The sequence below is a fragment of the Bacillus sp. FSL K6-3200 genome (genome assembly GCF_038630485.1).
In the GTDB taxonomy this organism is placed as follows: Bacteria; Bacillota; Bacilli; order Bacillales; family Bacillaceae; genus Bacillus; species Bacillus safensis.
Window position 1 is genome coordinate 1855628 of sequence record NZ_CP152032.1, and the last position, 24681, is coordinate 1880308.

The window sequence follows — 24681 nt, forward strand, 5'->3', positions numbered from 1 at the left end:
GAGCGCTTAACATGAACATTGGTCAAGATTGGCTTGAAATGTTAAAAGAGTTTCATCAAACAGTTGAATTGCGTGCCGGGCAAATCTTAGTCATTGGCTGCAGTACGTCAGAAGTGGCTGGTGAGCATATTGGTACTGCAGGAAGTGAGCAAATTGCTGCGTCCATCTATCAAGAATTGGATCAGTTAAGACGAGAGACCGGCATTGAGCTCGCTTTTCAATGCTGTGAGCATCTGAATCGTGCCCTTGTTGTTGAAGAAGAAGTGGCTTTCCGTTTTAACCTGGAGATTGTAGCTGCAGTCCCTGTCCGTAAGGCAGGTGGTTCGATGGCGGCTCATGCGTATCAGCAAATGGAACATCCTGTATTAGTCGAATCTATTGAGGCACATGCTGGAATAGATATCGGCGATACATTGATTGGGATGCACTTAAAGAGAGTCGCTGTACCTGTCCGCCTCAGTCGTCATCAATTAGGACATGCACATGTGACTTTTGCGAAAACGCGTCCGAAGCTGATTGGCGGAGAACGAGCCGTTTATACAAGATCATAGCTTCGATATATTTCTAATATAATGTTGAATGATGAAGACGCTTTACCACTTAAATATTCGGGTTTTCATAAAAAAGAAGTCGATTTTCCAAAAAAAACTTTTACATTTTACTCAAAAACCGTGTACAATGAGATGGTGAAAACATCGAATGGAAATAGATTGGAGAGGATTTCGCTGATGAAACATTTACCTGAGCAAGACGCACAAGTATTCAAAGCAATTCAACTAGAGCGGAAACGCCAGCAGGACAAAATCGAATTAATTGCATCAGAAAACTTCGTAAGCGAAGCAGTCATGGAAGCACAGGGCTCTGTATTAACAAACAAATACGCTGAGGGCTATCCTGGTAAACGCTACTATGGCGGCTGTGAACATGTAGACGTTGTAGAAGATATCGCACGTGACCGCGCAAAAGAAATTTTTGGCGCTGAGTATGTGAACGTACAGCCTCACTCAGGTGCTCAAGCGAACATGGCCGTATACTTTACAATTCTTGAGCATGGCGATACAGTGCTGGGCATGAACTTATCACATGGCGGGCATTTAACACACGGAAGCCCTGTAAACTTTAGTGGTGTACAGTACAACTTTGTAGAATATGGTGTAGATAAAGAAACTCAGCATATCGACTATCAAGATGTACTTGAAAAAGCACGTGAACATAAGCCGAAATTGATCGTTGCGGGTGCAAGTGCATACCCACGACAAATTGATTTCAAAAAGTTCCGTGAGATTGCTGATGAAGTCGGTGCTTACTTTATGGTCGACATGGCTCACATTGCTGGTCTTGTTGCAGCAGGTCTTCATCCAAATCCAGTTCCTTACGCAGATTTTGTGACAACGACAACTCACAAAACATTACGCGGACCTCGCGGCGGAATGATCCTATGCCGTGAAGAGTTTGGTAAAAAGATCGACAAATCAATCTTCCCTGGTATTCAAGGTGGACCACTGATGCATGTCATCTCTGCAAAAGCTGTTTCTTTCGGTGAAGTATTGAACGGAGATTTCAAAACATATGCACAAAACGTTATTGATAATGCAAAACAACTAGCTGAAACTCTTTTATCTGAAGATATTCAGCTTGTATCTGGCGGAACAGATAACCATCTTGTTCTTATCGACTTGCGTTCTCTTGGCATCACAGGAAAAATTGCAGAAAACGTTCTTGACGAAATTGGTATTACAGTGAACAAAAATGCAATTCCTTATGATCCAGAGAAACCATTTGTCACAAGTGGTGTACGTGTAGGGACAGCAGCAGTAACAAGCCGCGGTTTCGATCAAGAAGCGATGAAAGAAGTCGGTTCCATTATTGCGCTTGCGCTAAAACATCATGAAGATGAAGCGAAATTAGAAGAGGCGAAAAAGCGTGTATCTGATCTTACTGCCCGTTTCCCTCTATATAACGAATTAGATTATTAAAAAACAGACCCATTTGCCTATTTTTGGCATGTGGGTTTTTTTTGTAGGATTTGCGAATCATATTGAAAGATGATGTCTTTTTATGTAGAATTGTAGGAAGTGTGCAAAGTTCACCGGAAGATGACAGAAAAGGAGTTGTAGCAAGCAATGGCAAAGGTTTATGTATTTGATCACCCGCTTATTCAGCACAAACTTACATATATTCGTGACGTTCATACAGGAACAAAAGAATTTAGAGAGCTAGTGGATGAAGTCGCAACATTAATGGCATTTGAAATTACAAGAGATTTACCGCTTGAAGAGGTAGATGTAGAAACACCTGTACAAGTAGCGAAATCAAACGTGATCTCAGGGAAGAAACTCGGTGTTGTGCCAATTTTAAGAGCAGGTCTTGGAATGGTAGACGGGATTTTGAAACTCATTCCAGCTGCTAAAGTGGGACATGTCGGTTTATACCGCGATCCGAAAACATTAAAGCCTGTTGAATATTATGTGAAGCTTCCATCTGATGTGGAAGAGCGTGAATTTATCGTAGTAGACCCAATGCTTGCAACTGGCGGCTCAGCAGTCGAAGCGTTAAACAGCTTGAAAAAACGCGGTGCGAAAAACATTCGCTTCATGTGTCTGATTGCTGCCCCTGAAGGTGTAGAAGAAATGCAAAAGCATCATCCAGATGTTGATATCTACATTGCAGCATTAGATGAGAAACTAAACGAAAAAGGTTACATCATCCCAGGTCTTGGTGATGCTGGTGACCGTATGTACGGAACGAAATAAGAAAGTCTTAATAAAAGCCCACATGCAAACGTGCATGTGGGCTTTTTGAAATATATGACAAACGGTTGATACCGTTCTTAGAAAAATCAATGTATACTGAACATTGGCTGTTTTTTTCAATGAATGTCACATCTCTCCTAAAGTTTGATGAAATTGTGAACATTTTGTGTGCTCTATCACTATAGAAAAGTTTTTTAACTTTCAACCGATTGACACATCATAGACGCTATTGTATGCTAAACGAGGGTATTATGGTAAGGTTTTCATAGCCTATAGCACTCTACTAATCCTCATTGTGAACCCTTTAATAATCAGGGTTTGTATCAACGAATGAAGCAGCATCCCATAGATCTAAAGATTTCAAGTCTGATTGTGCAATTAGACCGATGGGTGATTGATTTTTTTCGAATAGGACGGCTTATCATCAGCGTCTTCTACGCAGTTTTCATCACCATTTATCACCTTTTTTACAATACTTTTCATCGGGAGTCAGATGAATGAACGATCCAAACGCGATTTTCCGCAGACAGAGTAAATACATGTTCTATCTATTGGCAATTTTTGTGTTTGGCTATGCCATGCCTGGTTTTAAACCACTGTTTCTTGGTTTCATTATCGGCACAATTTTTGCTTTCTTTAATTTATTCCTACTTATACGGAGAATGCACGCTTTTGATCGAGCGGTTAAAAAAGGAAAATCCATTCGTTCAATGGGAAGTACAGCCAGGTGGGCCAACGCGATTCTCGCAGTAGCGATTGCTTGGCGTTACCCTAATGAAGTTCATCTGGCAGGTGTTGTTATAGGATTAATGACAATATATCCTGTCATTATGATAGATTCCTTCATTCAACTTAAACGTTCTACTATGGAAGAGAGGTGAATACTCTTTGGGTCACAGTTCAAAAACTACAGAATTTTTAGGGTTAACGTTCAACTTATCCAATGTTCTCATGATTACGATTGCTAGTATCATCGTTCTTCTCATAGCGGTGCTGACTACTCGTGTTCTGTCTATTCGTCCGACTAAGGCGCAGAACTTCATGGAATGGATCGTTGATTTTGTTCGAAATATCATAGGTAGTTCGATGGACATGAAAACAGGAGCCCCATTTCTAGCGCTTGGCGTTACATTACTCATGTACATATTTGTTTCAAACATGCTTGGACTGCCATTCTCGATTACGGTCGATCACAACTTGTGGTGGAAATCACCAACTGCTGATCCTGCAATCACAATGACACTAGCAATTATGGTCATGGGACTTACACACTTCTACGGTGTCAAGGCAAAAGGAGTCAAGGAATATACGAAAGACTTCTTCAAGCCAATCCCATATTTAGTGCCGCTGAAAATCATTGAAGAATTTGCAAACACGTTAACACTTGGTTTGCGTCTTTATGGAAATATTTTCGCTGGAGAGATTCTTCTTGGTTTACTTGCAGGACTTGCGACTAATTTCTACACGCAAAACATTGCGCTTGGTATCGTTGGTACATTAGGTGCCATCGTGCCGATGATTGTATGGCAGGCATTCAGTTTGTTTGTCGGAACAATCCAGGCATTTATCTTCACCATGCTGACAATGGTGTACATTTCCCATAAAGTCAGCGACGAACACTAAAAAATTGAGAGTCCAAAAAGGACGTTATTTTAAAGGAGGAGCTTTTTAATGAATTTAATAGCAGCAGCAATTGCAATCGGTTTAGGAGCACTAGGAGCAGGTATTGGTAACGGTCTAATCGTATCTAAAACAGTTGAAGGAATCGCTCGTCAGCCAGAAGCTGGTAGAGAACTAAGAACACTTATGTTCATCGGGGTCGCTTTAGTTGAGGCACTTCCAATTATCGCTGTCGTTATCGCATTCTTGGCATTCTTTGGTTAATATGTGAGAAGCGTTCTAATATGAATTTTAATGGCGAAGATCAGATTAGTTCGAAACTTCGCCATTCCTTTATGTTTTGTTTCTTAACATATTATTTAAAGAAGGGAGTTGCCGTACTAAATGTCTCAGTTACCAGTGGTTTTAGGAGCAGGGGGCTTAAGCTTCAACGCCGGTGATATGTTATTCCAGCTTATCGCTATGCTCATCTTGCTTGCACTTTTAAAGAAATTTGCGCTTAAACCTTTATTAGGTATTATGAAACAGCGTGAAGATTATATAGGAAATGAAATTTCAAGTGCTGAACAAAAGCACGTTCAAGCTGAAAAGCTTCTTGAAGAACAACGTGTCTTATTGAAAGAAGCACGCGAAGAATCACATACACTCATCGAAAATGCGAAAAAGATTGGTGAGAAGCAAAAAGAAGAGATCATTCAAGCAGCACGTCAAGAATCAGAGCGCTTGAAAGAGTCTGCTAGAACTGAAATCGTGAAAGAAAAAGAACAAGCTGTGGCTGCACTGCGTGAGCAGGTTGCATCACTATCTGTGCTGATTGCATCTAAAGTGATTGAAAAAGAACTTGATGAGCAGGCACAAGAGAAATTGATTCAAGAGTACCTTAAAGAGGCAGGCGAAAGCCGATGAGCGTAACTATTGTCTCTAAGCGTTACGCTTCTGCTCTTTTTGACATCGTTCTTGCTTCTTCGGCAGTAGACGAAACTGAAAAAGAGCTGAATGAGATCAAAAAAGTTCTAAAGGCTGATCAAGAGCTAAATGACTTCCTTGTTCATCCAAAGATTACGGCAGACAAAAAGAAACATTTGATTGCCGAAGCTTTCAAAGGTGTTTCTACTTATGTATTGCACACAATGTATTTACTGATTGACCGTGGACGCACGAATATTTTTTCTGAAATGACGTCTGAGTTTGTGAAACTAGCAAACCGCACGAAACAAATAGACGATGCGATCGTGTATTCAGTGAAACCGCTAAGCGGTGCTGAAATTCAATCTTTATCTGAAGTATTTGCCAAAAAAGCCGGAGTCACATCACTGCGTGTAGAAAATGTGATTGACAAGGATCTAATAGGCGGAGTGAAAATCCGTATCGGAAACCGCATTTATGACGGCAGTGTGAGCGGAAAGCTTTCCCGCATTGAACGTCAGCTTGCAGGCGAAAATCGTTAGAAGGGGTGAAACCTTAGTGAGTATCAAAGCTGAAGAGATTAGCGCGCTGATAAAGCAGCAAATCCAAAACTATCAATCAGAAATTGAAGTAAAAGATGTCGGTACAGTCATTCAAGTAGGGGACGGTATCGCGCGTGTACATGGCCTTGACAACATTATGGCAGGAGAGCTGGTTGAGTTCTCTAACGGTGTAATGGGTATGGCTCAAAACCTTGAGGAGTCTAACGTAGGTATCGTTATTTTAGGACCTTACAAAGATATCCGTGAAGGTGATGACGTAAAACGTACAGGTCGTATCATGGAGGTTCCAGTAGGTGAAGAATTAATCGGACGTATTGTGAACCCGCTTGGTCAGCCTGTTGATGGACTAGGTCCAATTTTAACAAGCAAAACACGTCCAATCGAAAGTGAAGCACCTGGTGTTATGGATCGTAAATCTGTACATGAGCCGCTTCAAACAGGAATTAAAGCAATTGATGCCTTGATTCCAATCGGCCGCGGACAGCGTGAATTGATCATTGGTGACCGTCAAACAGGTAAAACATCTGTTGCCATCGATACGATTCTAAACCAAAAAGATCAAGACATGATCTGTATTTATGTAGCCATCGGACAAAAAGAATCTACGGTTCGTGGTGTTGTTGAAACACTTCGTAAGCATGGTGCGCTTGACTACACAATCGTTGTCACAGCTTCTGCATCACAGCCAGCTCCACTTCTTTACCTTGCTCCTTATGCAGGTGTAACGATGGGTGAGGAATTCATGTATAACGGCAAGCACGTACTTGTTGTCTATGATGACCTTTCTAAACAAGCGGCAGCTTACCGTGAGCTTTCATTATTGCTTCGTCGTCCTCCAGGTCGTGAGGCATTCCCTGGTGATGTTTTCTATCTTCACTCTCGTTTATTAGAGCGTGCAGCGAAGCTTAGTGATGAAAAGGGTGGCGGTTCTATCACAGCATTGCCTTTCGTAGAAACGCAAGCTGGCGATATCTCTGCATATATCCCAACAAACGTTATTTCCATCACAGATGGACAGATTTTCTTACAATCTGACCTCTTCTTCTCAGGCGTACGTCCAGCGGTAAACGCAGGATTGTCTGTATCCCGTGTAGGTGGTTCTGCACAAATCAAAGCGATGAAAAAGGTAGCAGGTACACTTCGTTTGGATCTTGCTTCTTATCGTGAGCTTGAAGCATTCGCTCAGTTTGGATCTGATCTAGACCAAGCAACTCAAGCGAAATTAAACCGTGGTGCAAGAACAGTTGAAGTCTTAAAACAAGACTTGAACAAACCGCTTAAAGTTGAAAAACAAGTAGCGATTCTTTACGCACTAACAAGAGGATACTTAGACGATGTTGCCATTGCTGATGTTAAACGTTTTGAAGCTGAGTTATTCTTGTACATTGAAGAAAACCATAAAGGCTTGTTTGATACAATCTCTCAAACAGGAAATATGCCTGCTGATGAAGAGTGGAATACAGCAATCGAAGGCTTTAAACGTACGTTTGCACCAAGCAACTAATTAGTAATCTTTCCGAGAGAAAAAGATTCTCTTTTTCTCTCTTTTCACGTAAATGAACACGGATTCCTGAAAAAAGGTGGTGAAATCTTTGGCCTCATTACGCGATATAAAGTCAAGGATCACGTCAACGAAAAAATCGAGTCAGATCACAAAAGCGATGCAAATGGTATCAGCTGCGAAACTGAATCGTGCTGAAAACAATGCGAAGTCTTTTGTTCCTTACATGGAGAAAATCCAGGAAGTGGTTGCTGCAATCGCAACTGGAACAAGTGCTAAGCACCCAATGCTTCTTTCAAGACCCGTCAAGAAAACAGGGTATCTCGTCATTACATCTGATCGAGGGCTTGCAGGACCTTTTAACAGCTCGATTTTGCGTGCCGCTTACCAAACCATTCAATCTCGTCATCAATCCGCTGATGAATATGCGGTGATTGTCATTGGTAAAATCGGACGCGACTTCTTCAAAAAGCGTGGTATTCCAGTTATTTCTGAAGTAACAGGGCTTGGAGACGAAGTAGCGTTTGCTGATATTAAAGAATTAGCAAGCAGTACCGTTCAAATGTTCTCTGATGAAGCGTTTGATGAACTTTACATGTTCTACAACCACTTTGTCAGTGCGATTTCACAAGAAGTAACAGAGAAGAAATTATTGCCGCTAACGGACCTTTCGGCCGCAGCGACACCAAATAAACGTTCCGCATCTTATGAGTTTGAGCCTTCTGAAGAAGAGATTCTTGAAGTTCTCCTTCCTCAATATGCAGAGAGTTTGATTTTCGGTGCGCTTCTTGACAGCAAAGCAAGTGAACATGCTGCAAGAATGACAGCAATGAAGAGTGCATCAGACAACGCAAAAGAATTGATCGACAGCCTGACACTCTCTTACAACCGTGCTCGTCAAGCAGCGATTACACAAGAGATTACAGAAATTGTCGGCGGAGCAGCTGCCTTAGAATAGAAATAATTGTCAGGAGGGAATGCAATGAAAACAGGACGCATCAGTCAGATCATGGGACCAGTCGTAGACGTTCGTTTTGAAGACGGTCACTTGCCTGAGATTTATAATGCGATCAAAGTTTCGCATAAAGCGGAAAGCGAAAGTGAAGTTGATATCGACTTAACTTTAGAAGTAGCACTACATTTAGGTGATGATACAGTGAGAACCATCGCGATGGCATCAACAGACGGTGTGAAGCGCGGTATGGAAGCTGTAGACCTTGGAAAACCAATTTCAGTACCAGTTGGTAACGTAACACTTGGACGTGTATTCAACGTACTGGGAGATAACATTGACTTAGATGAGCCACTTGGTGTGGAAGCTCAAAGAGATCCAATCCACAGACAAGCGCCTTCTTTTGATCAACTTTCTACAGAAGTTGAAATTCTTGAAACAGGTATCAAAGTTGTTGACTTGCTTGCTCCTTACATCAAAGGTGGAAAGATCGGTCTATTCGGTGGAGCCGGTGTAGGTAAAACCGTTCTGATTCAAGAATTGATCAACAACATCGCACAAGAACACGGTGGTATTTCTGTATTCGCTGGTGTTGGAGAGCGTACACGTGAAGGAAACGACCTTTACTACGAAATGAAAGATTCTGGCGTTATCGAGAAAACAGCCATGGTCTTCGGCCAAATGAACGAGCCGCCAGGTGCACGTATGCGTGTTGCCCTTACTGGTTTGACAATGGCAGAGCATTTCCGTGATGAACAAGGTCAAGACGTATTGTTCTTCATCGATAACATCTATCGTTTTACACAAGCAGGTTCTGAAGTATCAGCCCTTCTTGGACGTATGCCTTCAGCGGTAGGTTATCAGCCGACACTTGCAACAGAAATGGGTCAGCTGCAAGAGCGTATCACGTCTACAAACGTAGGATCGGTTACATCGATTCAAGCGATCTATGTACCTGCGGATGACTACACGGATCCAGCTCCAGCAACTACGTTCGCTCACCTTGATGCAACGACAAACCTTGAGCGTAAGCTGACTGAAATGGGTATTTACCCAGCAGTTGATCCTCTTGCTTCAACATCTCGTGCACTTGCACCTGAGATTGTTGGTGAAGAGCATTATGCGATTGCGCGTGAAGTGCAGCAAACATTGCAGCGTTATAAAGAGCTTCAAGATATTATTGCCATTTTAGGTATGGATGAATTATCTGAGGACGATAAGCTTGTGGTACACAGAGCGCGTCGTATTCAATTCTTCCTATCTCAAAACTTCCACGTAGCAGAGCAGTTCACTGGCCAAAAGGGTTCTTATGTGCCATTGAAAGAAACTGTTAAAGGCTTCAAGGAAATCTTGTCTGGTAAATACGATCACCTTCCAGAAGATGCATTCCGCTTAGTTGGACGCATTGAAGAAGTGATTGAAAAAGCCAAAGAGATGGGTGTAGAGGCCTAATCTGGTCCTTAGGAGGGTAAAAGCATGAAGACCGTTCAAGTCAATATCGTTACTCCCGACGGCCCAGTGTATCAAGCGGATGTGGAAATGGTCAGTGTAAGAGCAGAAAGCGGTGAGCTTGGTATTTTAGCTGGCCACGTTCCAATGGTTGCTCCGCTAAAAATCGGTGCAGTTCGCTTAAAACATAGTGGATCAACTGAATTGGTTGCAGTAAGTGGCGGATTTGTTGAAGTCCGCCCTGAACAAGTAACGATTCTTGCTCAGGCCGCTGAAACATCAGATAAAGTTGATGTCGATCGTGCTAAATCAGCGAAACAGCGTGCTGAAGAGCATTTGAACCACCCGAATGAAAGTGATGTACGCCGGGCGGAACTCGCATTAAAACGGGCGTTAAACCGTTTAAATGTAGCAGGGAAATAAAACAGAAAAACCTTCTTATCACAATGATAAGAAGGTTTTTTTAGGATGACATGAGAGATTGATACATCGACACATAAGGATGAGATGCTTGCTTTTCTAGATATAAGTTCTCGCAAAATTGCGTACTGCAATGCCAGGTTTTATTGTTTCTGCGTAAACCAAGCGTATATTTGTGCGGAGAGTCCATATAAGGCCGCACCACCCAGTCAGCATCTGAATGATGACGAATGACAACCTCTCCTAAATACACACTCATCATCGCTTCTAATGCATCTATTGGCATTTTCCACTCAGCGAACAGCTGCTTAGTCAATGCATCGAAGTATAGTGATTCTAACTGATACAGGCTTTCCTCAGAGTGATCCAAAGAAATGTTATGAAAATGACACAATTGTGCTAATTCTTCTAGCTGTGTCTGTCTATAATCAAAGTAGAAAGCAATGGCCTCCCATTCATGATCAAATGAGGGAACCAGTTCTCCGTACAAATCAACAAAGTCAGGAAAAGAATCTTTCAATGTGTTCAGCTCCTTCCACACGCAGTATATCATCTCCTTAGCATCAGGATAAGAGGGGATTCACACTAAATGTAGCTCTTTTTTCCAAATGATTCATCTTTCCGATTTTCGAGGATATAATGAAAGGGAGTTTTCCTTTACAGAAATAAATAAAAGGAGGATTCAACTGTATGGAAGACGTAGGACAACAAGCAATCGTGGGCATTGTGATCCACCTATTTTTTATCGCGGTTACATGGTGGGCACTGCTTGCTGTAAATATTGATCCACTCATTAAAAAAGGGAAAATTGTTCAAGCAAGGCTGCTGATGATGCTCATTACCATTGCCATCGCATCTGCGGTCAGCAATTTCTTCCTTGATTACTTAAACTTCTCTAGACAAATTCCTTATATGTTCTAACATAAAAGGTTTGGTCAGGGCCTTCTGCGGGAACGTAAAAGGAAGGGTCAAAAGGCTCGCCTTTTGTTGACTTTTCCACGTATGCATTGACCTCCTTGCGGCAACACTTGTAGCAAGGGGGAATGACAAGTGAGAAAGTATTTGAAAGGTTGGCCATTATTTGCGTTTATTCTTTTTTTTGTTCTGATGATTCAAGGAGTTCGTGCGGAAGAATCTTCTCCGCTCGCTCAAATAGCAGAAGGTCTGAAAAACCAGCAAATTGAAGTCGATGGGTGGACCCTTCATGCCAAAACAAATGTAGATATTTCATCCGAACAATTTTCAAAAAAAGTGAAACGTTTGAAAGACGAACTACGACAATATGAGTGGACCGAAAAAAAAGAGAAACATGTCACCAAAGTCACAGGAATTTACAAAGATGAAAAAAATGATACAGAATCGAAAATTTTACTCGTGAAGACCGACACAAAATCCAATCAAAAGTCGTATTTATTATATGAGCAAAAAGGTGCTCGCCCACTGAATACCTGGGAGCATACATATGATCAGTTCGTACGTCATGCAAAAAGCATATTACAAGAGAAAATTGTAATTTTTACTTGTCTCGATGGTCATGTAAATGGTATGATGGATGTTGTTTTGCAAAAAAAAGCTGAAACGTTAGCAAATGAATTTCAAGCAAAACCAGTTGAGTATCTCGTTGAGTCTAATTTTGTGTCGCTTTCCGCTTACACAGATAAGTGGGAACAGTTCATTATGACTTCAAATGATAAAATGAATGTTCAAATTGCCATCAGAAGTTCGGAAATGAACGAAAATCATACGATTACGGTTGGCACACCAATCGTAACGACTGAATATTAATATAGAGAATTTGGGACGCGGAGGGGAAGACCTTGGAAAAAATCATCGTCCGCGGCGGTCAAAAGTTAAACGGCACAGTTAAAGTAGAAGGCGCAAAAAATGCCGTTTTACCAGTTATCGCTGCATCTTTGTTAGCAAGTACAGAAAAAAGCGTAATTTGTGATGTACCTACGCTCTCCGATGTATATACAATCAATGAAGTGTTACGTCATTTAGGAGCAGAAGTACATTTTGAAAATAACGAAGTATCAGTTGATGCATCTCATGCACTAGAAACTGAGGCTCCGTTTGAGTATGTCCGTAAAATGCGAGCATCCGTGCTTGTCATGGGACCACTTTTAGCAAGAACAGGTCATGCAAGAGTTGCATTACCTGGAGGCTGTGCGATTGGTTCAAGACCAATTGATCAGCATTTAAAAGGCTTTGAAGCAATGGGAGCTAAAATTCAAGTAGGTAATGGTTTCATCGAGGCTGAAGTAAATGGCCGTTTAAAAGGTGCAAAAATCTATTTGGATTTCCCAAGTGTAGGGGCAACTGAAAACATCATCATGGCAGCAGCATTAGCTGAAGGCACAACAATTTTAGAAAACGTAGCAAAAGAACCTGAAATTGTTGATTTAGCAAACTACATCAATGCCATGGGCGGTAAGGTTCGCGGTGCTGGTACTGGTACAATCAAAATTGAAGGTGTGGAAACACTTCACGGTGCAAAACACAACATCATCCCTGATAGAATTGAAGCAGGTACTTTTATGGTGGCAGCAGCCATTACAGAAGGAAATGTTCTTGTAAAAGGCGCAGTGCCAGAGCACATGACATCACTTGTCGCAAAAATGGAAGAAATGGGTATTCAGATCATTGAAGAAGAAGAAGGTTTAAGAGTCATTGGACCATCTGAGCTCAAGCCAATCGATCTAAAAACAATGCCGCATCCTGGGTTCCCAACGGATATGCAATCTCAGATGATGGCGCTATTGCTTCGTGCGAACGGAACAAGCATGATCACAGAAACGGTGTTTGAAAACCGCTTTATGCATGCTGAAGAATTCCGCCGCATGAATGGCGATATTAAAATTGAGGGTCGCTCTGTCATTATCAATGGGCCGGTTCAACTTCAAGGTGCTGAAGTGGCAGCGACTGATTTAAGAGCAGGAGCAGCACTTGTACTTGCTGGATTAGTGGCAGAAGGTCACACACGCGTCACTGAGTTGAAGCATATTGACCGTGGTTATGTGAACTTCCACCAAAAGCTTGCAGCAATCGGTGCAGATATTGAAAGAGTCAACGATGAATCAGCAGATGTGACACAAGAACAAGTTGTATCAGATCTGAACGCTTAATCATGAAAGAAATCAGTGTGTCCATTGGGCATGCTGATTTTTTTTAGAATCATAGAATGCTTCATTTCACGAAGCTTATCATTAGTGTATCCAACCATCTTAAATTTTATTCATACAGACGAACAGTAAAATCCATCGAAGAACAAGCTCCATACCTTCATAAAAGACTTGTCCACTAAATGAAAGAAGCTGTCATATTAGCTTGTCCCTGCCCATAGTATAAAAGAGATTCAATGACAAATGGGGGCAGCCAAATATGAAACCAATGATATGGACAATCGCAGGAATATGCATCATCATTTTAATGATTCCAACATTACTTGTGTTGCCGACGTTCCAAGGGAAGCCGGCGGCCAGCCAGCACGTAGCAGCAGAACCATCAGTTAAAAAAGAAGTGAAGAGTTCAGTCAAATTGAAGCAATCACCCGTCGCTATCCCCGTCTATCGCTCAGCTCATCAGCAGGTAGAAAACATCCCCTTAGAAGAGTATGTGATCGGTGTCGTAGCATCTGAAATGCCAGCTGATTTTGAAATGGAAGCACTCAAGGCACAGGCGCTCGCAGCAAGAACGTATATCGTCAGACAAATGATCAGTGATAAGACTGTCAAATCACCTAAGGGCTCTCTTGTAGATGATACCCAAATGTTCCAAGTTTACAAAAACAAACAGGAACTCAAGAAAATTTGGGGGAAAGCGTACAATTGGAAATTAAAAAAGGTCACGGAAGCGGTCGCCAGCACACAAGGAAAAGTGCTGACTTATGACGAGAAACCAATTGATGCTTCATTCTTTTCAACAAGTAACGGAAAAACGGAAAACGCCGAAGCCTATTGGAAAAACGAAATCCCCTATTTGAAAAGTGTCTCAAGTAAATGGGACGAAAAATCGCCAAAATTTCAAAACAAGAAAACCATCTCGGTGAGTGAATTTCAACAAAAATTAGGTGTGACACTCACTCAGCAGTCTCAGGTCGGACAGATTGTAGAACGGACACCAGGAAACCAGGTAGCGAAAGCCGTGATCAATGGTAAAACGCTGTCAGGCCGAGACATTCGGGAATCACTAGGCCTTCATTCAGCGGATTTCACATGGGAACGCCAAGGCCAGCAGATTGTGATTACAACAAAAGGATATGGTCATGGTGTAGGCATGAGTCAATATGGTGCGCATTATATGGCGCAGGCAGGCAAGAAAGTAGATGCTATCGTGAAACATTATTATAAAGGAATTCAAATCGAATCGGCCGATCGTTTTCTCAACACGTATATGGCTAAAAAATAATAAAGCAAAGGTGCCTCAGAAATGAGGTATTTTTTTTGTGTTCAAAGAGGTTTGAACAGAATGTGACAAATTGCGACTTAAGACGCACCGAAGGAAAACTTAAACATTTACGTCCCGATAAGAACTGATGGCCGATACAAAGCCCCTCAAAAGGAGGAGAAATCGAGAGGATAATTGGCACGTTAGGTGAAAATATCTAGACATCTGACAGAATTTTAGTGATTTTGATGAAAGAGAAAAAGGGACCGAGTCCTATACCATTCCAAGACAGAATATTTTACGATTAAGATGCTTCAATTAAATACATAAGGAGGAAGGAAAATTATGTTGAAAAAAGTATTCTCACTCGTAACCTTAGCTGTATTGACATTATCTATGTCAATCTCTTCACCAGTATTTGCAGAAGCATCTACAGTCAAAAAACATAATAAAGATGTAAGAGTCACAATCTTGCTTGATGCAAGTGGAAGCATGGCAAGAAAAGTTGAGGGAGAGCGCAAATTTGATCTCGCCAAACAAGAGGTATTTAAATTTGCTCAGTCACTTCCAAAAGACGCTAAAATTCGTATGAGCTTGTTTGGTTCTGAAGGAAACAACAAAAATTCAGGTAAAGCTCAATCATGTGAAGTCATTAGAGGTGTTTATGGCGTACAGCCTTATGAAAAAGACAGCTTCGAAAACTCTTTAAACGGACTTGGGCCAAATGGCTGGACACCGATTGCACGTGCACTTGAAAATGCAAAGCAAGCGGATGAGCAGCTTACTGAAGGAACAAAGCATATTGTGTACTTAATCACTGATGGTGAAGAAACTTGTGGCGGAGATCCAGTAAAAGTTGCAAAAGAATTGCATAACTCAAAAGGATCAACTGTTGTAAATGTGATCGGGTTAGACTTTAACGATGGCTATGAAGGTCAATTGAAGCAAGTAGCCAAAGCTGGTAAAGGCCATTACTACCAAGCAAGCACTGGTAAAGAAATGGGTTCTATCTTATCAGCAGAATCATTAAAACTACACGAATAACTTGCTGAACAAAAGGGAAACGATTGATTCATGCTTTCGTTTCTCTTTTTCTGTACAAAAGTAAAAAATGGAGGTTTTTATTGATGAAAAGAAATATCATATTAACCATTTTGGCTAGTCTTGTCCTGCTTCTTTCTTCACCAGCTCATGCTGTAACAAAACAAGAGCCGCCTGCTCATGTGGTGATATTACTCGATTTAAGCGGCAGCATGGCACAATCAGTTGAAGGTGAAAAGAAAATCAATATTGCCAAACGATCTATTCAAAGCTTTGCGAGCATTTTATCAGAAGATACACAAGTTCTGCTTCGCGTTTTTGGTCATGAAGGAACCAATAAAAATGCAGGGAAAGCCATTTCTTGTTCAAGTTCTGAAGCCGTTTACGGATTTGGTTCATATGAGCCATCAACATTTCAGCAAGCACTAAATGTGTATAAGCCAACTGGCTGGACACCACTTGCAAAAGCATTAACTGATACGAAACAAGATTTTGAAGATCACCAGGCTGAAGGGAAAAATATTGTTTATGTGGTCAGTGATGGTGAAGAAACTTGTGGTGGAAGCCCTTCACAAGCAGCAAAGGAATTACATGAAGACGGAATTGATACAATCGTCAATATCATTGGCTTTGACGTGAATGAAAAAGAAGCAAAAAGTCTAAAATCTGTTGCAAAAGCGGGTGGAGGACAATATCAACCGGCTGCAAATGCTGAAGAATTGAACCGCATTCTTCAACAAGAAGCGAGCGCTTTTGGTCGGTAGAGAATGAAATAGCAGCTGGGGGAAACACCCCAGCTGTTTTTTAAGTTGACGATCAATTCAAAGTCGTTTCTAATTCATCAATTCGTTTCTCCACGTAATGCTGATCCTTTCTTGCATGGAAGGTTTCAGCTTTTTCTAATATGGCAGCCGTATTATATTCGGGAATCTGTGAGTAGCTCTCATACACACCTTTAGGAATTAAAACGTTTCCTTCAGGCCAATAAACAGCGATATTGCCACGTCTCAACTCTCCGAATTGAGCCACTCCTTGATAGGACCCATATTGATTAAAGAGAACAACTGGATCACCTTCTTGGACGTAAAGCTCTTTTGCATCTTCTTCATTCATTAGGATAGAATGACGTTTTCCACCATTAAAGGCATCCTTTTCACTATAGATCATAGAGTTGAATTGCTTTCCTCTTCTTGTCGTGATATTGAAATGCCCCTCGGTTTTTCGGTATTGAGGCAGCTGGGCAGGCAGAAGATGTCCCTTGCCGTCTGGTGTTGGACACACTCCATCTTCACATAGCCAAGCGCCTCCCCATTGAAATAAGTCTCCTTTATGACGTAAATGCTGGATGCCATCATAGTTTCGATTGGCGATCGCAATCTCACGACGAATGTCTTCAGCTGTTTCAAAATGAATTAGCTCGGCATCTTCTGGCCGGACTCTTTTCGCAAGATCAATATAAATATCCCATTCTGCTCTTGCTTCCTCAATACGAGGTCCTTCAATTTCTGGACTGAAATATACCATGCGTTCCGTACTGGTTGATGTGCCGCCGCCTGGTTGTTCATACCTTGTCATAGCAGGCAGAACAATCACCGCTTCTTCAGCTTCTACCAGCGTAGATGTATTCAAAATGATATCTTGGTGGACACGGAGTTCAAGTTCAGATAATGCTTTTTCGATCGCTTCTGGATTTGGCATCGTTTCTAAAAAGTTTCCGCCACTCGTAAACAGCATTTTGAGTTTTTGTGGATGGTCTTTTGGGAGAGCCATCTTCTCAAAGGATTGCCCAATGGTGTCACCATGCCATTTAGGAATATCAAAACCCCATATATGTTCAATTCTTTCAATATTCTCTTCATCAAAATCACTACCCGGTAAAACGAATGGATCAGCACCCATCTCACCGGAACCTTGGACGCCGCTATGCCCACGGATTGGCATGACACCACAATGTTTTCTGCCAATGAATCCTCGCAGCATGGCAAGGTTGGCAACCTGTGATATATTATCAGTTGCAAAGCGGTGCTGTGTAAGGCCCATACTCCAAATAAAAACGCCTGAATTAGCATTGGCCAGGAGTATCGCAAATTCCTTCATTCTTTCTTTTGATAAACCTGATGATGCTTCTAGGTCTTCCCACTTCAACTGTGCGACATGCTGCTTTAAATCCTGTATGCCTGTTGTGTGGTTTTGAATAAATTCGTGATCAAGAGCCGAATGGGGAGCATGCTGCTCCATGTCAAACCAATGCTTGATGACGCCATTCATAAACGCAATATCGCCGCCTATATTGACTTGGTAAAAATCATCTGCGATTTTTGTGCCGAATAAAGCACTTTCTGGAATAGAAGGAACCCAGTATTTTTCCATGGCTGGCTCTTTATACGGATTGATGACGATAATTTTTGTCCCTTTCTTTTTAGCAGCGTACATATATTTAGTGGAGACAGGCTGATTGTTTGCTGCGACAGATCCCCAAAAAATTAATACATCCGTTCCAATCCAATCACTGTAATTACAGCTTGAGGCACCGATGCCAAGGGACCGTTTAAGAGCGGTTTTACTCGGTGAATGGCAAATGCGAGAAGCATTATCAATATGATTTGTCCCCATAAATCGAGCTGCCTTTGCAGCGGTATAATAAACTTCATTTGTAATTCCTCTGGCGGTTAAATAGAAAGCAAGCTGCCGTTTATCAATTGATTGGATTTTAGCTGCAATTTGATCTAATGCATCATCCCAAGAAATACGTGTAAAGGCATTGTCCCCCTTTTTTCGGATCAATGGATAAGGAATTCGCCCAAGCTTGCGAAGAGAGGTGCTGTCCATTTGCTTTAGCTGATGAATATCTTTAAACCATTTTGGATCAATAGCTGGCATTGTGTTAAGACGAAGCACATTTAGTCTTGTGGTGCATATATGAGGTCCTGCGAGCGTTTGATCATACAGTCCTGAGACACCAAGGGCACAGCCGTCACAAACGCCCTGCGTTAAAATACGGTACGCGTAGGGAAGGTTATCTTTGTTCTCCCATGCCACTTTCATCGTATCTCGAATGTGTTTTGGTTTTACTTTGCCAAGCCCCATTGGTGCAAAAGAGGCCCATAGCTTTGGTGAGGGTTTTTTATTGAGTTTAACAGGCCCCTTATGTTTTGTTTTCCCCATGAGATCATCACCCTCCTATTACTTTGTAAAGCGTTTTCATATCTAAAAATTACCTTTAGATTGTGATTCTGTCAAATTCAAATTAAGGTCGGGCTGAGACAGAGGGAGAAGCTGGTAGGTTTTTTTCTCTCAGCTGCTGAATATCCTTCCGAATAAGAAGTGATATGATAAAAGCGATGAAAAATAAGCCAGAAAACACCATAAGACTTTGTGTGTAATTACCTGTTATATCTCGGATGAAGGATGAAAATAGTGGTCCTGCTAAACCAGCAGCGGCCCAAGCAGTCAAAATATAACCGTGTATGGCACCAAGCTGCTTTGTACCAAACAAATCCCCAATATAGGCTGGAATTGAAGCAAATCCTCCTCCATAGCACGTATAAATGATCGCCATGACGATTGAAAAGATGAGCGGTTCTTTTAAATAGGGAAGTAAAGGAAATGCAATGAGCTGTATACTGAAAAAAATCGTATACGTATTCGGCCTTCCTATATAATCTGAGAACGATGCCCAGCCAATCCGTCCTAAACCATTAAAAGCACCTAAAATGCCAACAAGAGTAGCTGCAGCACCTGCAGTGAACCCAACACTTTCTTGAGCAAGAGGTGACGCTACTGAAATAATAGCAATTCCGCATGTGATATTAATAAAAAGCATAAGCCACAAATAATAAAAACGTCTTGTTTTGATCGCTTCATTTGCTGTAAGCTGTGATAAATCTTGAGGGATTTTTCTTTGCTTTGTGTTGAATACTTCAAATTGTTTGACGTCATCAGGTGTTGGTGGAGATAAATAAAGAGATGAGATCACCATGATGATAAAATAGGAGATTCCAAGAATATAAAAAGTATTTGCGATATTTACTTTTTCAATGAGAAATTGAATAATTGGGCTGCAAATAAGAGAAGCAAACCCAAATCCCATAATAGCTAAACCTGTTGCAAGTCCTCTGCGATCTGGAAACCATTTAACTAATGTTGATACAGGTGCAATATAGCCTACGCCTAAACCTATTCCAGTGAGAACACCATAAAATAAATAGAGGAGAGGCAGTGAGGACATGTGGACAGCGAATCCTGACCCAGTCATTCCGATGCCGAAGAAAATAGCTGAGAAGAGCCCGGATGCTCTTGGACCATATCTTTCAACGAAATGTCCCATGAAAGCAGCAGATAAACCTAAAAATAAAATAGCAATACTGAAGGTCAGACTTATTTCTGTTAATGACCACTGAAAGGCTTCATGTAAAGGATTCGTAAAAACACTCCAAGCATAAACAGACCCAATAGATAAATGAATTCCTACAGCACTTGCTGCGATGAGCCAGCGATTTTTCGATTTGTTCATTTTGTTCCCCCCATATAAAGCAATCAAGAAGTTTGATAAGATAGAAATATGTTACATTTTTATGACTTTTTAAAATAATATCACAATTTCATTGGATCATATAACTAAATTTGCGTTGAAAGGAAGATCATACAATGAATCCTTCTGTTAAAACGAAACGAGTCATACACCAATACCGTGAAGGTCAATTTACCTGCAAAACTGATGAAATTGTAGAAGAATTTCCTTTAACTGTGTTGGTGAATGGAGAAGAATTTGTGACACTTGTTTGTTCACCAGAACATCTGAAAGAATTGGTTATCGGCTTTTTGGCTTCAGAAGGGGTCATTCGATTTGAAAATGAGATTAAAAGGTTTACAATAGATGAAAGTATGGGCTTTGCCTATGTTGATTTAGTTCACTCAAGTGGATTTCATACATCAGATTTTACAAAGCGAGTGATTGGTTCATGCTGCGGGAAAGGAAGACACTTTTATTTTCTACAAGATGTAAAGACGGCAAAAACAGCCATTGATCGAATCAGTGTTTCTGCTGCAACCTGTATGCATCTCATGAAGTGTTTGCAAGAAGAAAGCCAATTATTTCAACATACTGGTGGAGTGCATAATGCTGGACTGTGTGATACGGAAAAGCTGTTTATCACTAGAACTGATATAGGAAGACATAATGCTTTAGATAAAATTTATGGATATTGTTTACTTCAGCGAATCCCACTTAGAGATAAAATTCTTGTGTTTAGCGGCCGGATATCGTCGGAAGTTCTATTGAAGGCAGCAAAACTAGGAGTATCTATTGTCATTTCAAAATCAGCACCTACTGAGCTAGCACTTAAAATGGCAGAAGAATTAAATATTACGACAGTTGGGTTCGTGAGAGGAAAGTCCTTTAATATTTACACTCATCCTCAGCGTATTACAGAATAGGAGGCAAAGTATGGTCAGTATTTTGGATAAAAGACATCGACCATTGCGCGATTTAAGAATATCAGTAACTGATCGCTGTAACTTTAGATGTACGTACTGTATGCCTGCTGAAATTTTTGGACCAGATTATCCTTTCTTGAAAAAAGAAGAACTCCTTAGTTTCGAAGAAATTGAACGACTTGCTACCCTTTTTGCAAAGAACCTAGGTGTGGTAAAAATACGCATTACGGGCGGGGAACCTTTAATGCGGAAGGATCTGCCTGTCTTAATAGAAAAGCTCGCAAAAATTCCAGGGATTGAAGACATTGCGATGACAACCAATGGAACGCTTTTACCTTTATATGCTGATCAGTTAAAGAAAGCAGGTCTTAATAGAGTTACCATTAGTTTGGATTCATTAAATCCCGACCGTTTTAAGCAAATGAATGGTAGGCATATTTCTATCCAAAAAGTGTTTGATGGCATTGAGGCTGCAAAAAAGGCTGGACTTGCTATCAAGATTAATATGGTTGTTCAAAAAGGTGTGAATGATCAGGATGTCTTACCAATGGCAGCTTACTTTAAAAAAGAAGGACACGTTCTCAGATTTATTGAATTTATGGATGTCGGTAATACGAATAAATGGAATCTAGAACATGTCATGACAAAGAAAGAAATAATTGAATTAATTGATTCAACATATCCTATCAAACCAGAACCTCCTCAATATACAGGTGAAGTAGCCAACCGATTTTTTTATAAAGATGGTTCAGGAGAGATAGGCATTATTTCTTCCGTTTCAGATGCTTTTTGTGGAACATGTAACAGAGCAAGGCTGTCTGCACGCGGGGAATTGTTTACATGTCTGTTTGCATCATCGGGTTTTGATCTGAAACAGATGATTCGTACGACAAAAAATAATGAAGAATTAACGAATAGGTTAAAGGAATTATGGTCGAATAGACATGACCAATATTCAGCTGAGAGAGAGCAGAAAAAAGATCAGAAAAAGGTTGAGATGTCATACATCGGTGGTTAATGACAACAAAGTATCATGATCATGTATTTTTGAAAAGAAGAGAAAATGTCATAATTGTTGCTGAAAATTCTTTTTTGAAACAGGTCATTTTATCTTATGAACTCAGTGATTATAAAAAACCAGCAGAATCTCTGCTGGTTTTTAATTTGCTATTTTGCACCTCGAAAAGATTGAGATAAGATTGGAAAATAGATTTTTCATCATTGTGTGCTGCTTTACTTTTACGAGTGCTGTGATAAGATCAAATCATTCTTTACCAGCTCGATTTTTTCACTCCGGGGATATGACCCTTATAGGCAAGCTCACGAAAAGCAATCCTAGACATTTTAAATTTTCGTAAATAACCTCTGGGACGGCCTGTTAATTCACAGCGGTTTTTTAAGCGGGAAGGGGAAGAGTCTCTAGGTAATTTCCGTAAAGCTTCATAGTCCCCTTTTTCTTTTAACTCTTTCCTTAATTCTGCATATTTCAATACAAGCTGCTGTCGTTTTTTTTCTTTAGCAATCTTAGATTTCTTTGCCAATTAAAACCCTCCTGGCCTAATTTTGTATTTTCCATTGAAAGGGGTCTTCAAACGTAGTCCAATCTTGATCAAATTCTTCAGGTGTGAGCAAGCATTGATCAAGTGTGCGAATGATATCTGCTTTAGGCAAATCCACACCGATAAACACAAGTTTTGTATGGCGATCACCAAACTCTGCGTCCCACTCATCAAGAAGCTCTGGTTCCTGATTTAATATCCGTGCTTTTTCTTGCTCAGGCAAAGCAGCAATCCAGTATGCAATTGGTTCAATCGCAACAGATTTTCCAGCTTGTGAAATTAAAATGGTTAAATCATGATGTGTGGCAAGCCAAGTAAAACCTTTCGCCCGAACGATCTGCTCAGGCATTTGATCCAACCAATTATTCAGCCTGCCTGTATGAAAAGGAAGTCTTCTTTCATAAACAAAGGATGAAATTTGGTATTCCTCTGTTTCCGGCGTATGCTGAGCATGTCCTGCGTTGATCTCTTTGATCCATCCAGCAGAAGCACTTGATTTTTCAAAGTCGAATAAACCAGTATTCAAAATGTCATCTGGATTTACTTTACCTTTGGAGGTTCTGATGATAGATGCTTCTGGTTGCAGTTTGTTCAGCACATGCTCAAGCCGATCTAATTCTGAGGGTGAGACTAGATCGCATTTATTGATAATCAGCACGTCACAAAATTCAATTTGATCAATGAGTAAATCTGAAATTTCTCGTTCGTCGTCATCGGAAACAGCTTCTTTACGATCTAATAAACTCTCTCCTGACTGGAAATCAGTCCAGAAACGATTTGCATCTACTACTGTGACCATCGTGTCTAGCCGGCAAAAGCGGGTCAAATCTATGCCCATTTCTTCATCAATATAAGAAAACGTTTGAGCGACGGGAATTGGTTCACTAATTCCGGTTGATTCAATGACAATATAATCGATATTACCCGCCTTACAAAGGCGTTCTACTTCGATTAACAGGTCTTCTCTCAAAGTGCAGCAAATACAGCCGTTAGATAATTCAACTAGTTTCTCATCTGATCGAGAAAGCTCGCCGCCTTGTTTGACTAGTTCTGCATCAATATTAATTTCGCTCATGTCATTGACGATCACAGCGACTTTTAACCCTTTACGATTTTGAAGTACATGATTTAATATCGTTGTTTTTCCTGCTCCTAAAAAGCCGCTTAATACTGTAACAGGTATAAGCTTATTCATTTGTTTTTGTCCTTTTGAAAACGATCATTTTGTTTTCCGCCTCACTTAAAAAGTAATCATTACGATTTATGATCTAAAAATTTATTTTGTTTCTCTATGAAGGGTGTATTTCTTTAATCGAGGAGAATATTTTTTTAACTCCAATCGGTCAGGATTCGTTCTTTTATTTTTTGTTGTGATATAGTTTCTGTCACCTGTTTCAGTACAGGCCAAGGTAATTTTAACGCGCATACGTAATAGGGTCCTCCTTTAATTCGTAATAGTTACGATTTGTATTTTAAAGTGATCAAGACTGAATGTCAAGCATAGGAGGATAATCAAAGCCAAATGATAAACAAAAGGGGTATCGAACGACCATTGATACCCCTCTCCATTAATAAAAGTCACCGAGTTCTTGTTCGTAATCACCTTCATACTGCTGGACATCATAAGGAATTTCTTGGAGGAAGGCTAACCCGCCTAATATAAGAATCAAAACGATGGCAATGAATGAAAGAATAACTGCGGCAATACTTGAAATGGCAAATAGCGTCTGCATTTTCATCATCTTAGCATATTGTTCTAATAATTCTTCGTAAGAAGTATCAGGAGCCTGAATCAATTGTTCAGCTGCTTTTACAGATTTTTGTACATGGACTCCCATCATAATGAGGAAGACGCCAAGGGCTGCAGGAAGAACAAGCCAAAAACCAATAAGAATAGCAAGACCGCCTGAAATATAGAGAAAGATACTACCAACCTTTCCCCACTTTACGATTGAATGAAGAGATTGAATGATTTTCTCAGTTTGTTGCAATGGTGTTCACTCCTTTATGTATTCACTCTTTATCATACTTGAGTAAGTAGTGCTTTAGGAAGAGTGAATGTTGTTTAATTAAAATGTTTCTATCTTCACTTCAT

Annotated in this window: 27 protein-coding genes; 20 read left to right on the forward strand and 7 right to left on the reverse strand. The window is 40.6% G+C overall.

From position 1 onward, the window contains the following. The first annotated feature begins 11 nt into the window (after positions 1-11). The 12 genes from MHI60_RS09390 (at position 12) to MHI60_RS09445 (ending at position 10167) form a co-directional block, all read left to right on the forward strand. Positions 12-551, forward strand: a complete 540-nt coding sequence (locus tag MHI60_RS09390; protein ID WP_039182113.1) for a TIGR01440 family protein — start codon at positions 12-14, stop codon at positions 549-551. Between the two features lie 177 nt (positions 552-728). Beyond that, positions 729-1976 (forward strand): serine hydroxymethyltransferase, encoded by a 1248-nt coding sequence (gene glyA, locus MHI60_RS09395; RefSeq protein ID WP_034281450.1) that lies wholly within the window; start codon positions 729-731, stop codon positions 1974-1976. 147 nt (positions 1977-2123) lie between these two features. Further along, positions 2124-2753 carry a uracil phosphoribosyltransferase gene (gene upp / locus MHI60_RS09400; protein WP_003214553.1) on the forward strand — a complete coding sequence of 210 codons (630 nt, stop codon included), beginning with the start codon at positions 2124-2126 and terminating at the stop codon, positions 2751-2753. 497 nt (positions 2754-3250) lie between these two features. Beyond that, on the forward strand, positions 3251-3634 hold the full coding sequence (locus MHI60_RS09405; protein ID WP_024423731.1) for an ATP synthase subunit I: 384 nt from the start codon (positions 3251-3253) through the stop codon (positions 3632-3634). A gap of 7 nt (positions 3635-3641) precedes the next feature. Next, positions 3642-4376 carry a F0F1 ATP synthase subunit A gene (gene atpB, locus MHI60_RS09410; RefSeq protein WP_024423730.1) on the forward strand — a complete coding sequence of 245 codons (735 nt, stop codon included), beginning with the start codon at positions 3642-3644 and terminating at the stop codon, positions 4374-4376. Between the two features lie 48 nt (positions 4377-4424). Further along, on the forward strand, positions 4425-4637 hold the full coding sequence (gene atpE / locus MHI60_RS09415) for a F0F1 ATP synthase subunit C (RefSeq protein WP_003214968.1): 213 nt from the start codon (positions 4425-4427) through the stop codon (positions 4635-4637). Positions 4638-4757: 120 nt separating this feature from the next. Beyond that, positions 4758-5279, forward strand: coding sequence for a F0F1 ATP synthase subunit B (gene atpF / locus MHI60_RS09420; protein ID WP_008354935.1), 522 nt, complete (start codon positions 4758-4760; stop codon positions 5277-5279). Then, entirely contained in the window at positions 5276-5821 is a 546-nt protein-coding gene (locus MHI60_RS09425) for a F0F1 ATP synthase subunit delta (RefSeq protein WP_024423729.1), read from the forward strand. The genes atpF and MHI60_RS09425 overlap by 4 nt, the downstream gene beginning before the upstream one ends. A gap of 16 nt (positions 5822-5837) precedes the next feature. Next, positions 5838-7346, forward strand: coding sequence for a F0F1 ATP synthase subunit alpha (atpA, locus tag MHI60_RS09430; RefSeq protein ID WP_048237642.1), 1509 nt, complete (start codon positions 5838-5840; stop codon positions 7344-7346). Positions 7347-7434: 88 nt separating this feature from the next. Beyond that, positions 7435-8301: a F0F1 ATP synthase subunit gamma gene (locus MHI60_RS09435; protein WP_144483787.1), complete on the forward strand. Its 867-nt coding sequence runs from the start codon at positions 7435-7437 to the stop codon at positions 8299-8301. 24 nt (positions 8302-8325) lie between these two features. Further along, positions 8326-9747, forward strand: a complete 1422-nt coding sequence (atpD, locus tag MHI60_RS09440; protein ID WP_024423726.1) for a F0F1 ATP synthase subunit beta — start codon at positions 8326-8328, stop codon at positions 9745-9747. Between the two features lie 24 nt (positions 9748-9771). Next, positions 9772-10167 (forward strand): F0F1 ATP synthase subunit epsilon, encoded by a 396-nt coding sequence (locus tag MHI60_RS09445; protein ID WP_003214592.1) that lies wholly within the window; start codon positions 9772-9774, stop codon positions 10165-10167. 40 nt (positions 10168-10207) lie between these two features. Here MHI60_RS09445 and MHI60_RS09450 read toward each other — a convergent pair whose 3' ends face one another. Further along, complete coding sequence (locus tag MHI60_RS09450) at positions 10208-10684, reverse strand: hypothetical protein (RefSeq protein ID WP_024423725.1); 477 nt, start codon at positions 10682-10684, stop codon at positions 10208-10210. Positions 10685-10854: 170 nt separating this feature from the next. Between MHI60_RS09450 and MHI60_RS09455 the strand changes: the two genes are divergently transcribed. The 6 genes from MHI60_RS09455 to MHI60_RS09480 all read left to right on the forward strand — a co-directional run bounded on the left by MHI60_RS09455 (position 10855) and on the right by MHI60_RS09480 (position 16355). Then, a complete protein-coding gene (locus MHI60_RS09455; RefSeq protein WP_024423724.1) occupies positions 10855-11085 on the forward strand; it encodes a DUF1146 family protein in 231 nt (76 codons plus the stop codon). Between the two features lie 129 nt (positions 11086-11214). Then, on the forward strand, positions 11215-11949 hold the full coding sequence (locus tag MHI60_RS09460) for a YwmB family TATA-box binding protein (RefSeq protein ID WP_095409771.1): 735 nt from the start codon (positions 11215-11217) through the stop codon (positions 11947-11949). 32 nt (positions 11950-11981) lie between these two features. Beyond that, positions 11982-13289: a UDP-N-acetylglucosamine 1-carboxyvinyltransferase gene (gene murA, locus MHI60_RS09465; RefSeq protein ID WP_007497616.1), complete on the forward strand. Its 1308-nt coding sequence runs from the start codon at positions 11982-11984 to the stop codon at positions 13287-13289. Between the two features lie 256 nt (positions 13290-13545). Continuing rightward, positions 13546-14571 carry a stage II sporulation protein D gene (spoIID, locus tag MHI60_RS09470; RefSeq protein ID WP_144483784.1) on the forward strand — a complete coding sequence of 342 codons (1026 nt, stop codon included), beginning with the start codon at positions 13546-13548 and terminating at the stop codon, positions 14569-14571. Positions 14572-14895: 324 nt separating this feature from the next. Continuing rightward, positions 14896-15594: a VWA domain-containing protein gene (locus tag MHI60_RS09475; RefSeq protein WP_039182096.1), complete on the forward strand. Its 699-nt coding sequence runs from the start codon at positions 14896-14898 to the stop codon at positions 15592-15594. Positions 15595-15677: 83 nt separating this feature from the next. After that, positions 15678-16355: a VWA domain-containing protein gene (locus MHI60_RS09480; protein ID WP_144483781.1), complete on the forward strand. Its 678-nt coding sequence runs from the start codon at positions 15678-15680 to the stop codon at positions 16353-16355. Between the two features lie 52 nt (positions 16356-16407). Here the strand turns inward: MHI60_RS09480 and MHI60_RS09485 are convergent, their stop codons facing one another. Both MHI60_RS09485 and MHI60_RS09490 read right to left on the reverse strand, forming a co-directional pair. After that, on the reverse strand, positions 16408-18756 hold the full coding sequence (locus MHI60_RS09485; protein WP_263639837.1) for an FdhF/YdeP family oxidoreductase: 2349 nt from the start codon (positions 18754-18756) through the stop codon (positions 16408-16410). A gap of 82 nt (positions 18757-18838) precedes the next feature. Beyond that, a complete protein-coding gene (locus tag MHI60_RS09490) occupies positions 18839-20104 on the reverse strand; it encodes an OFA family MFS transporter (RefSeq protein WP_144483775.1) in 1266 nt (421 codons plus the stop codon). Between the two features lie 134 nt (positions 20105-20238). On the opposite strand from MHI60_RS09490, the gene fdhD reads away from it, so the two are divergent. Together fdhD and moaA are read left to right on the forward strand one after the other, a co-directional pair. Beyond that, positions 20239-21027 (forward strand): formate dehydrogenase accessory sulfurtransferase FdhD, encoded by a 789-nt coding sequence (fdhD, locus tag MHI60_RS09495; RefSeq protein WP_144471931.1) that lies wholly within the window; start codon positions 20239-20241, stop codon positions 21025-21027. Positions 21028-21037: 10 nt separating this feature from the next. Further along, positions 21038-22045: a GTP 3',8-cyclase MoaA gene (moaA, locus tag MHI60_RS09500; protein WP_095409765.1), complete on the forward strand. Its 1008-nt coding sequence runs from the start codon at positions 21038-21040 to the stop codon at positions 22043-22045. Between the two features lie 253 nt (positions 22046-22298). Here moaA and rpsN read toward each other — a convergent pair whose 3' ends face one another. The 4 genes from rpsN to MHI60_RS09520 all read right to left on the reverse strand — a co-directional run bounded on the left by rpsN (position 22299) and on the right by MHI60_RS09520 (position 24577). After that, positions 22299-22568 (reverse strand): 30S ribosomal protein S14, encoded by a 270-nt coding sequence (rpsN, locus tag MHI60_RS09505; RefSeq protein WP_095409763.1) that lies wholly within the window; start codon positions 22566-22568, stop codon positions 22299-22301. A 16-nt stretch (positions 22569-22584) separates the two neighbouring features. Further along, positions 22585-23781 carry a GTP-binding protein gene (locus MHI60_RS09510; RefSeq protein ID WP_095409762.1) on the reverse strand — a complete coding sequence of 399 codons (1197 nt, stop codon included), beginning with the start codon at positions 23779-23781 and terminating at the stop codon, positions 22585-22587. 81 nt (positions 23782-23862) lie between these two features. Further along, entirely contained in the window at positions 23863-24012 is a 150-nt protein-coding gene (gene rpmG, locus MHI60_RS09515; protein ID WP_003214771.1) for a 50S ribosomal protein L33, read from the reverse strand. A gap of 142 nt (positions 24013-24154) precedes the next feature. Next, positions 24155-24577 (reverse strand): DUF5362 family protein, encoded by a 423-nt coding sequence (locus tag MHI60_RS09520; RefSeq protein ID WP_095409761.1) that lies wholly within the window; start codon positions 24575-24577, stop codon positions 24155-24157. Positions 24578-24681 lie beyond the last annotated feature (104 nt).

What these genes read in the sequence shown, in the direction of transcription:
- MHI60_RS09390 (WP_039182113.1), top strand. Translation starts at nt 12, where the DNA reads ATGAACATTGGTCAAGATTGGCTTGAAATGTTAAAAGAGTTTCATCAA.
- glyA (WP_034281450.1), top strand. Translation starts at nt 729, where the DNA reads ATGAAACATTTACCTGAGCAAGACGCACAAGTATTCAAAGCAATTCAA.
- upp (WP_003214553.1), top strand. Translation starts at nt 2,124, where the DNA reads ATGGCAAAGGTTTATGTATTTGATCACCCGCTTATTCAGCACAAACTT.
- MHI60_RS09405 (WP_024423731.1), top strand. Translation starts at nt 3,251, where the DNA reads ATGAACGATCCAAACGCGATTTTCCGCAGACAGAGTAAATACATGTTC.
- atpE (WP_003214968.1), top strand. Translation starts at nt 4,425, where the DNA reads ATGAATTTAATAGCAGCAGCAATTGCAATCGGTTTAGGAGCACTAGGA.
- atpF (WP_008354935.1), top strand. Translation starts at nt 4,758, where the DNA reads ATGTCTCAGTTACCAGTGGTTTTAGGAGCAGGGGGCTTAAGCTTCAAC.
- MHI60_RS09425 (WP_024423729.1), top strand. Translation starts at nt 5,276, where the DNA reads ATGAGCGTAACTATTGTCTCTAAGCGTTACGCTTCTGCTCTTTTTGAC.
- atpD (WP_024423726.1), top strand. Translation starts at nt 8,326, where the DNA reads ATGAAAACAGGACGCATCAGTCAGATCATGGGACCAGTCGTAGACGTT.
- MHI60_RS09445 (WP_003214592.1), top strand. Translation starts at nt 9,772, where the DNA reads ATGAAGACCGTTCAAGTCAATATCGTTACTCCCGACGGCCCAGTGTAT.
- MHI60_RS09455 (WP_024423724.1), top strand. Translation starts at nt 10,855, where the DNA reads ATGGAAGACGTAGGACAACAAGCAATCGTGGGCATTGTGATCCACCTA.
- spoIID (WP_144483784.1), top strand. Translation starts at nt 13,546, where the DNA reads ATGAAACCAATGATATGGACAATCGCAGGAATATGCATCATCATTTTA.
- MHI60_RS09475 (WP_039182096.1), top strand. Translation starts at nt 14,896, where the DNA reads ATGTTGAAAAAAGTATTCTCACTCGTAACCTTAGCTGTATTGACATTA.
- MHI60_RS09480 (WP_144483781.1), top strand. Translation starts at nt 15,678, where the DNA reads ATGAAAAGAAATATCATATTAACCATTTTGGCTAGTCTTGTCCTGCTT.
- MHI60_RS09485 (WP_263639837.1), bottom strand. Translation starts at nt 18,756, where the DNA reads ATGGGGAAAACAAAACATAAGGGGCCTGTTAAACTCAATAAAAAACCC.
- MHI60_RS09490 (WP_144483775.1), bottom strand. Translation starts at nt 20,104, where the DNA reads ATGAACAAATCGAAAAATCGCTGGCTCATCGCAGCAAGTGCTGTAGGA.
- fdhD (WP_144471931.1), top strand. Translation starts at nt 20,239, where the DNA reads ATGAATCCTTCTGTTAAAACGAAACGAGTCATACACCAATACCGTGAA.
- moaA (WP_095409765.1), top strand. Translation starts at nt 21,038, where the DNA reads ATGGTCAGTATTTTGGATAAAAGACATCGACCATTGCGCGATTTAAGA.
- MHI60_RS09510 (WP_095409762.1), bottom strand. Translation starts at nt 23,781, where the DNA reads ATGAATAAGCTTATACCTGTTACAGTATTAAGCGGCTTTTTAGGAGCA.
- rpmG (WP_003214771.1), bottom strand. Translation starts at nt 24,012, where the DNA reads ATGCGCGTTAAAATTACCTTGGCCTGTACTGAAACAGGTGACAGAAAC.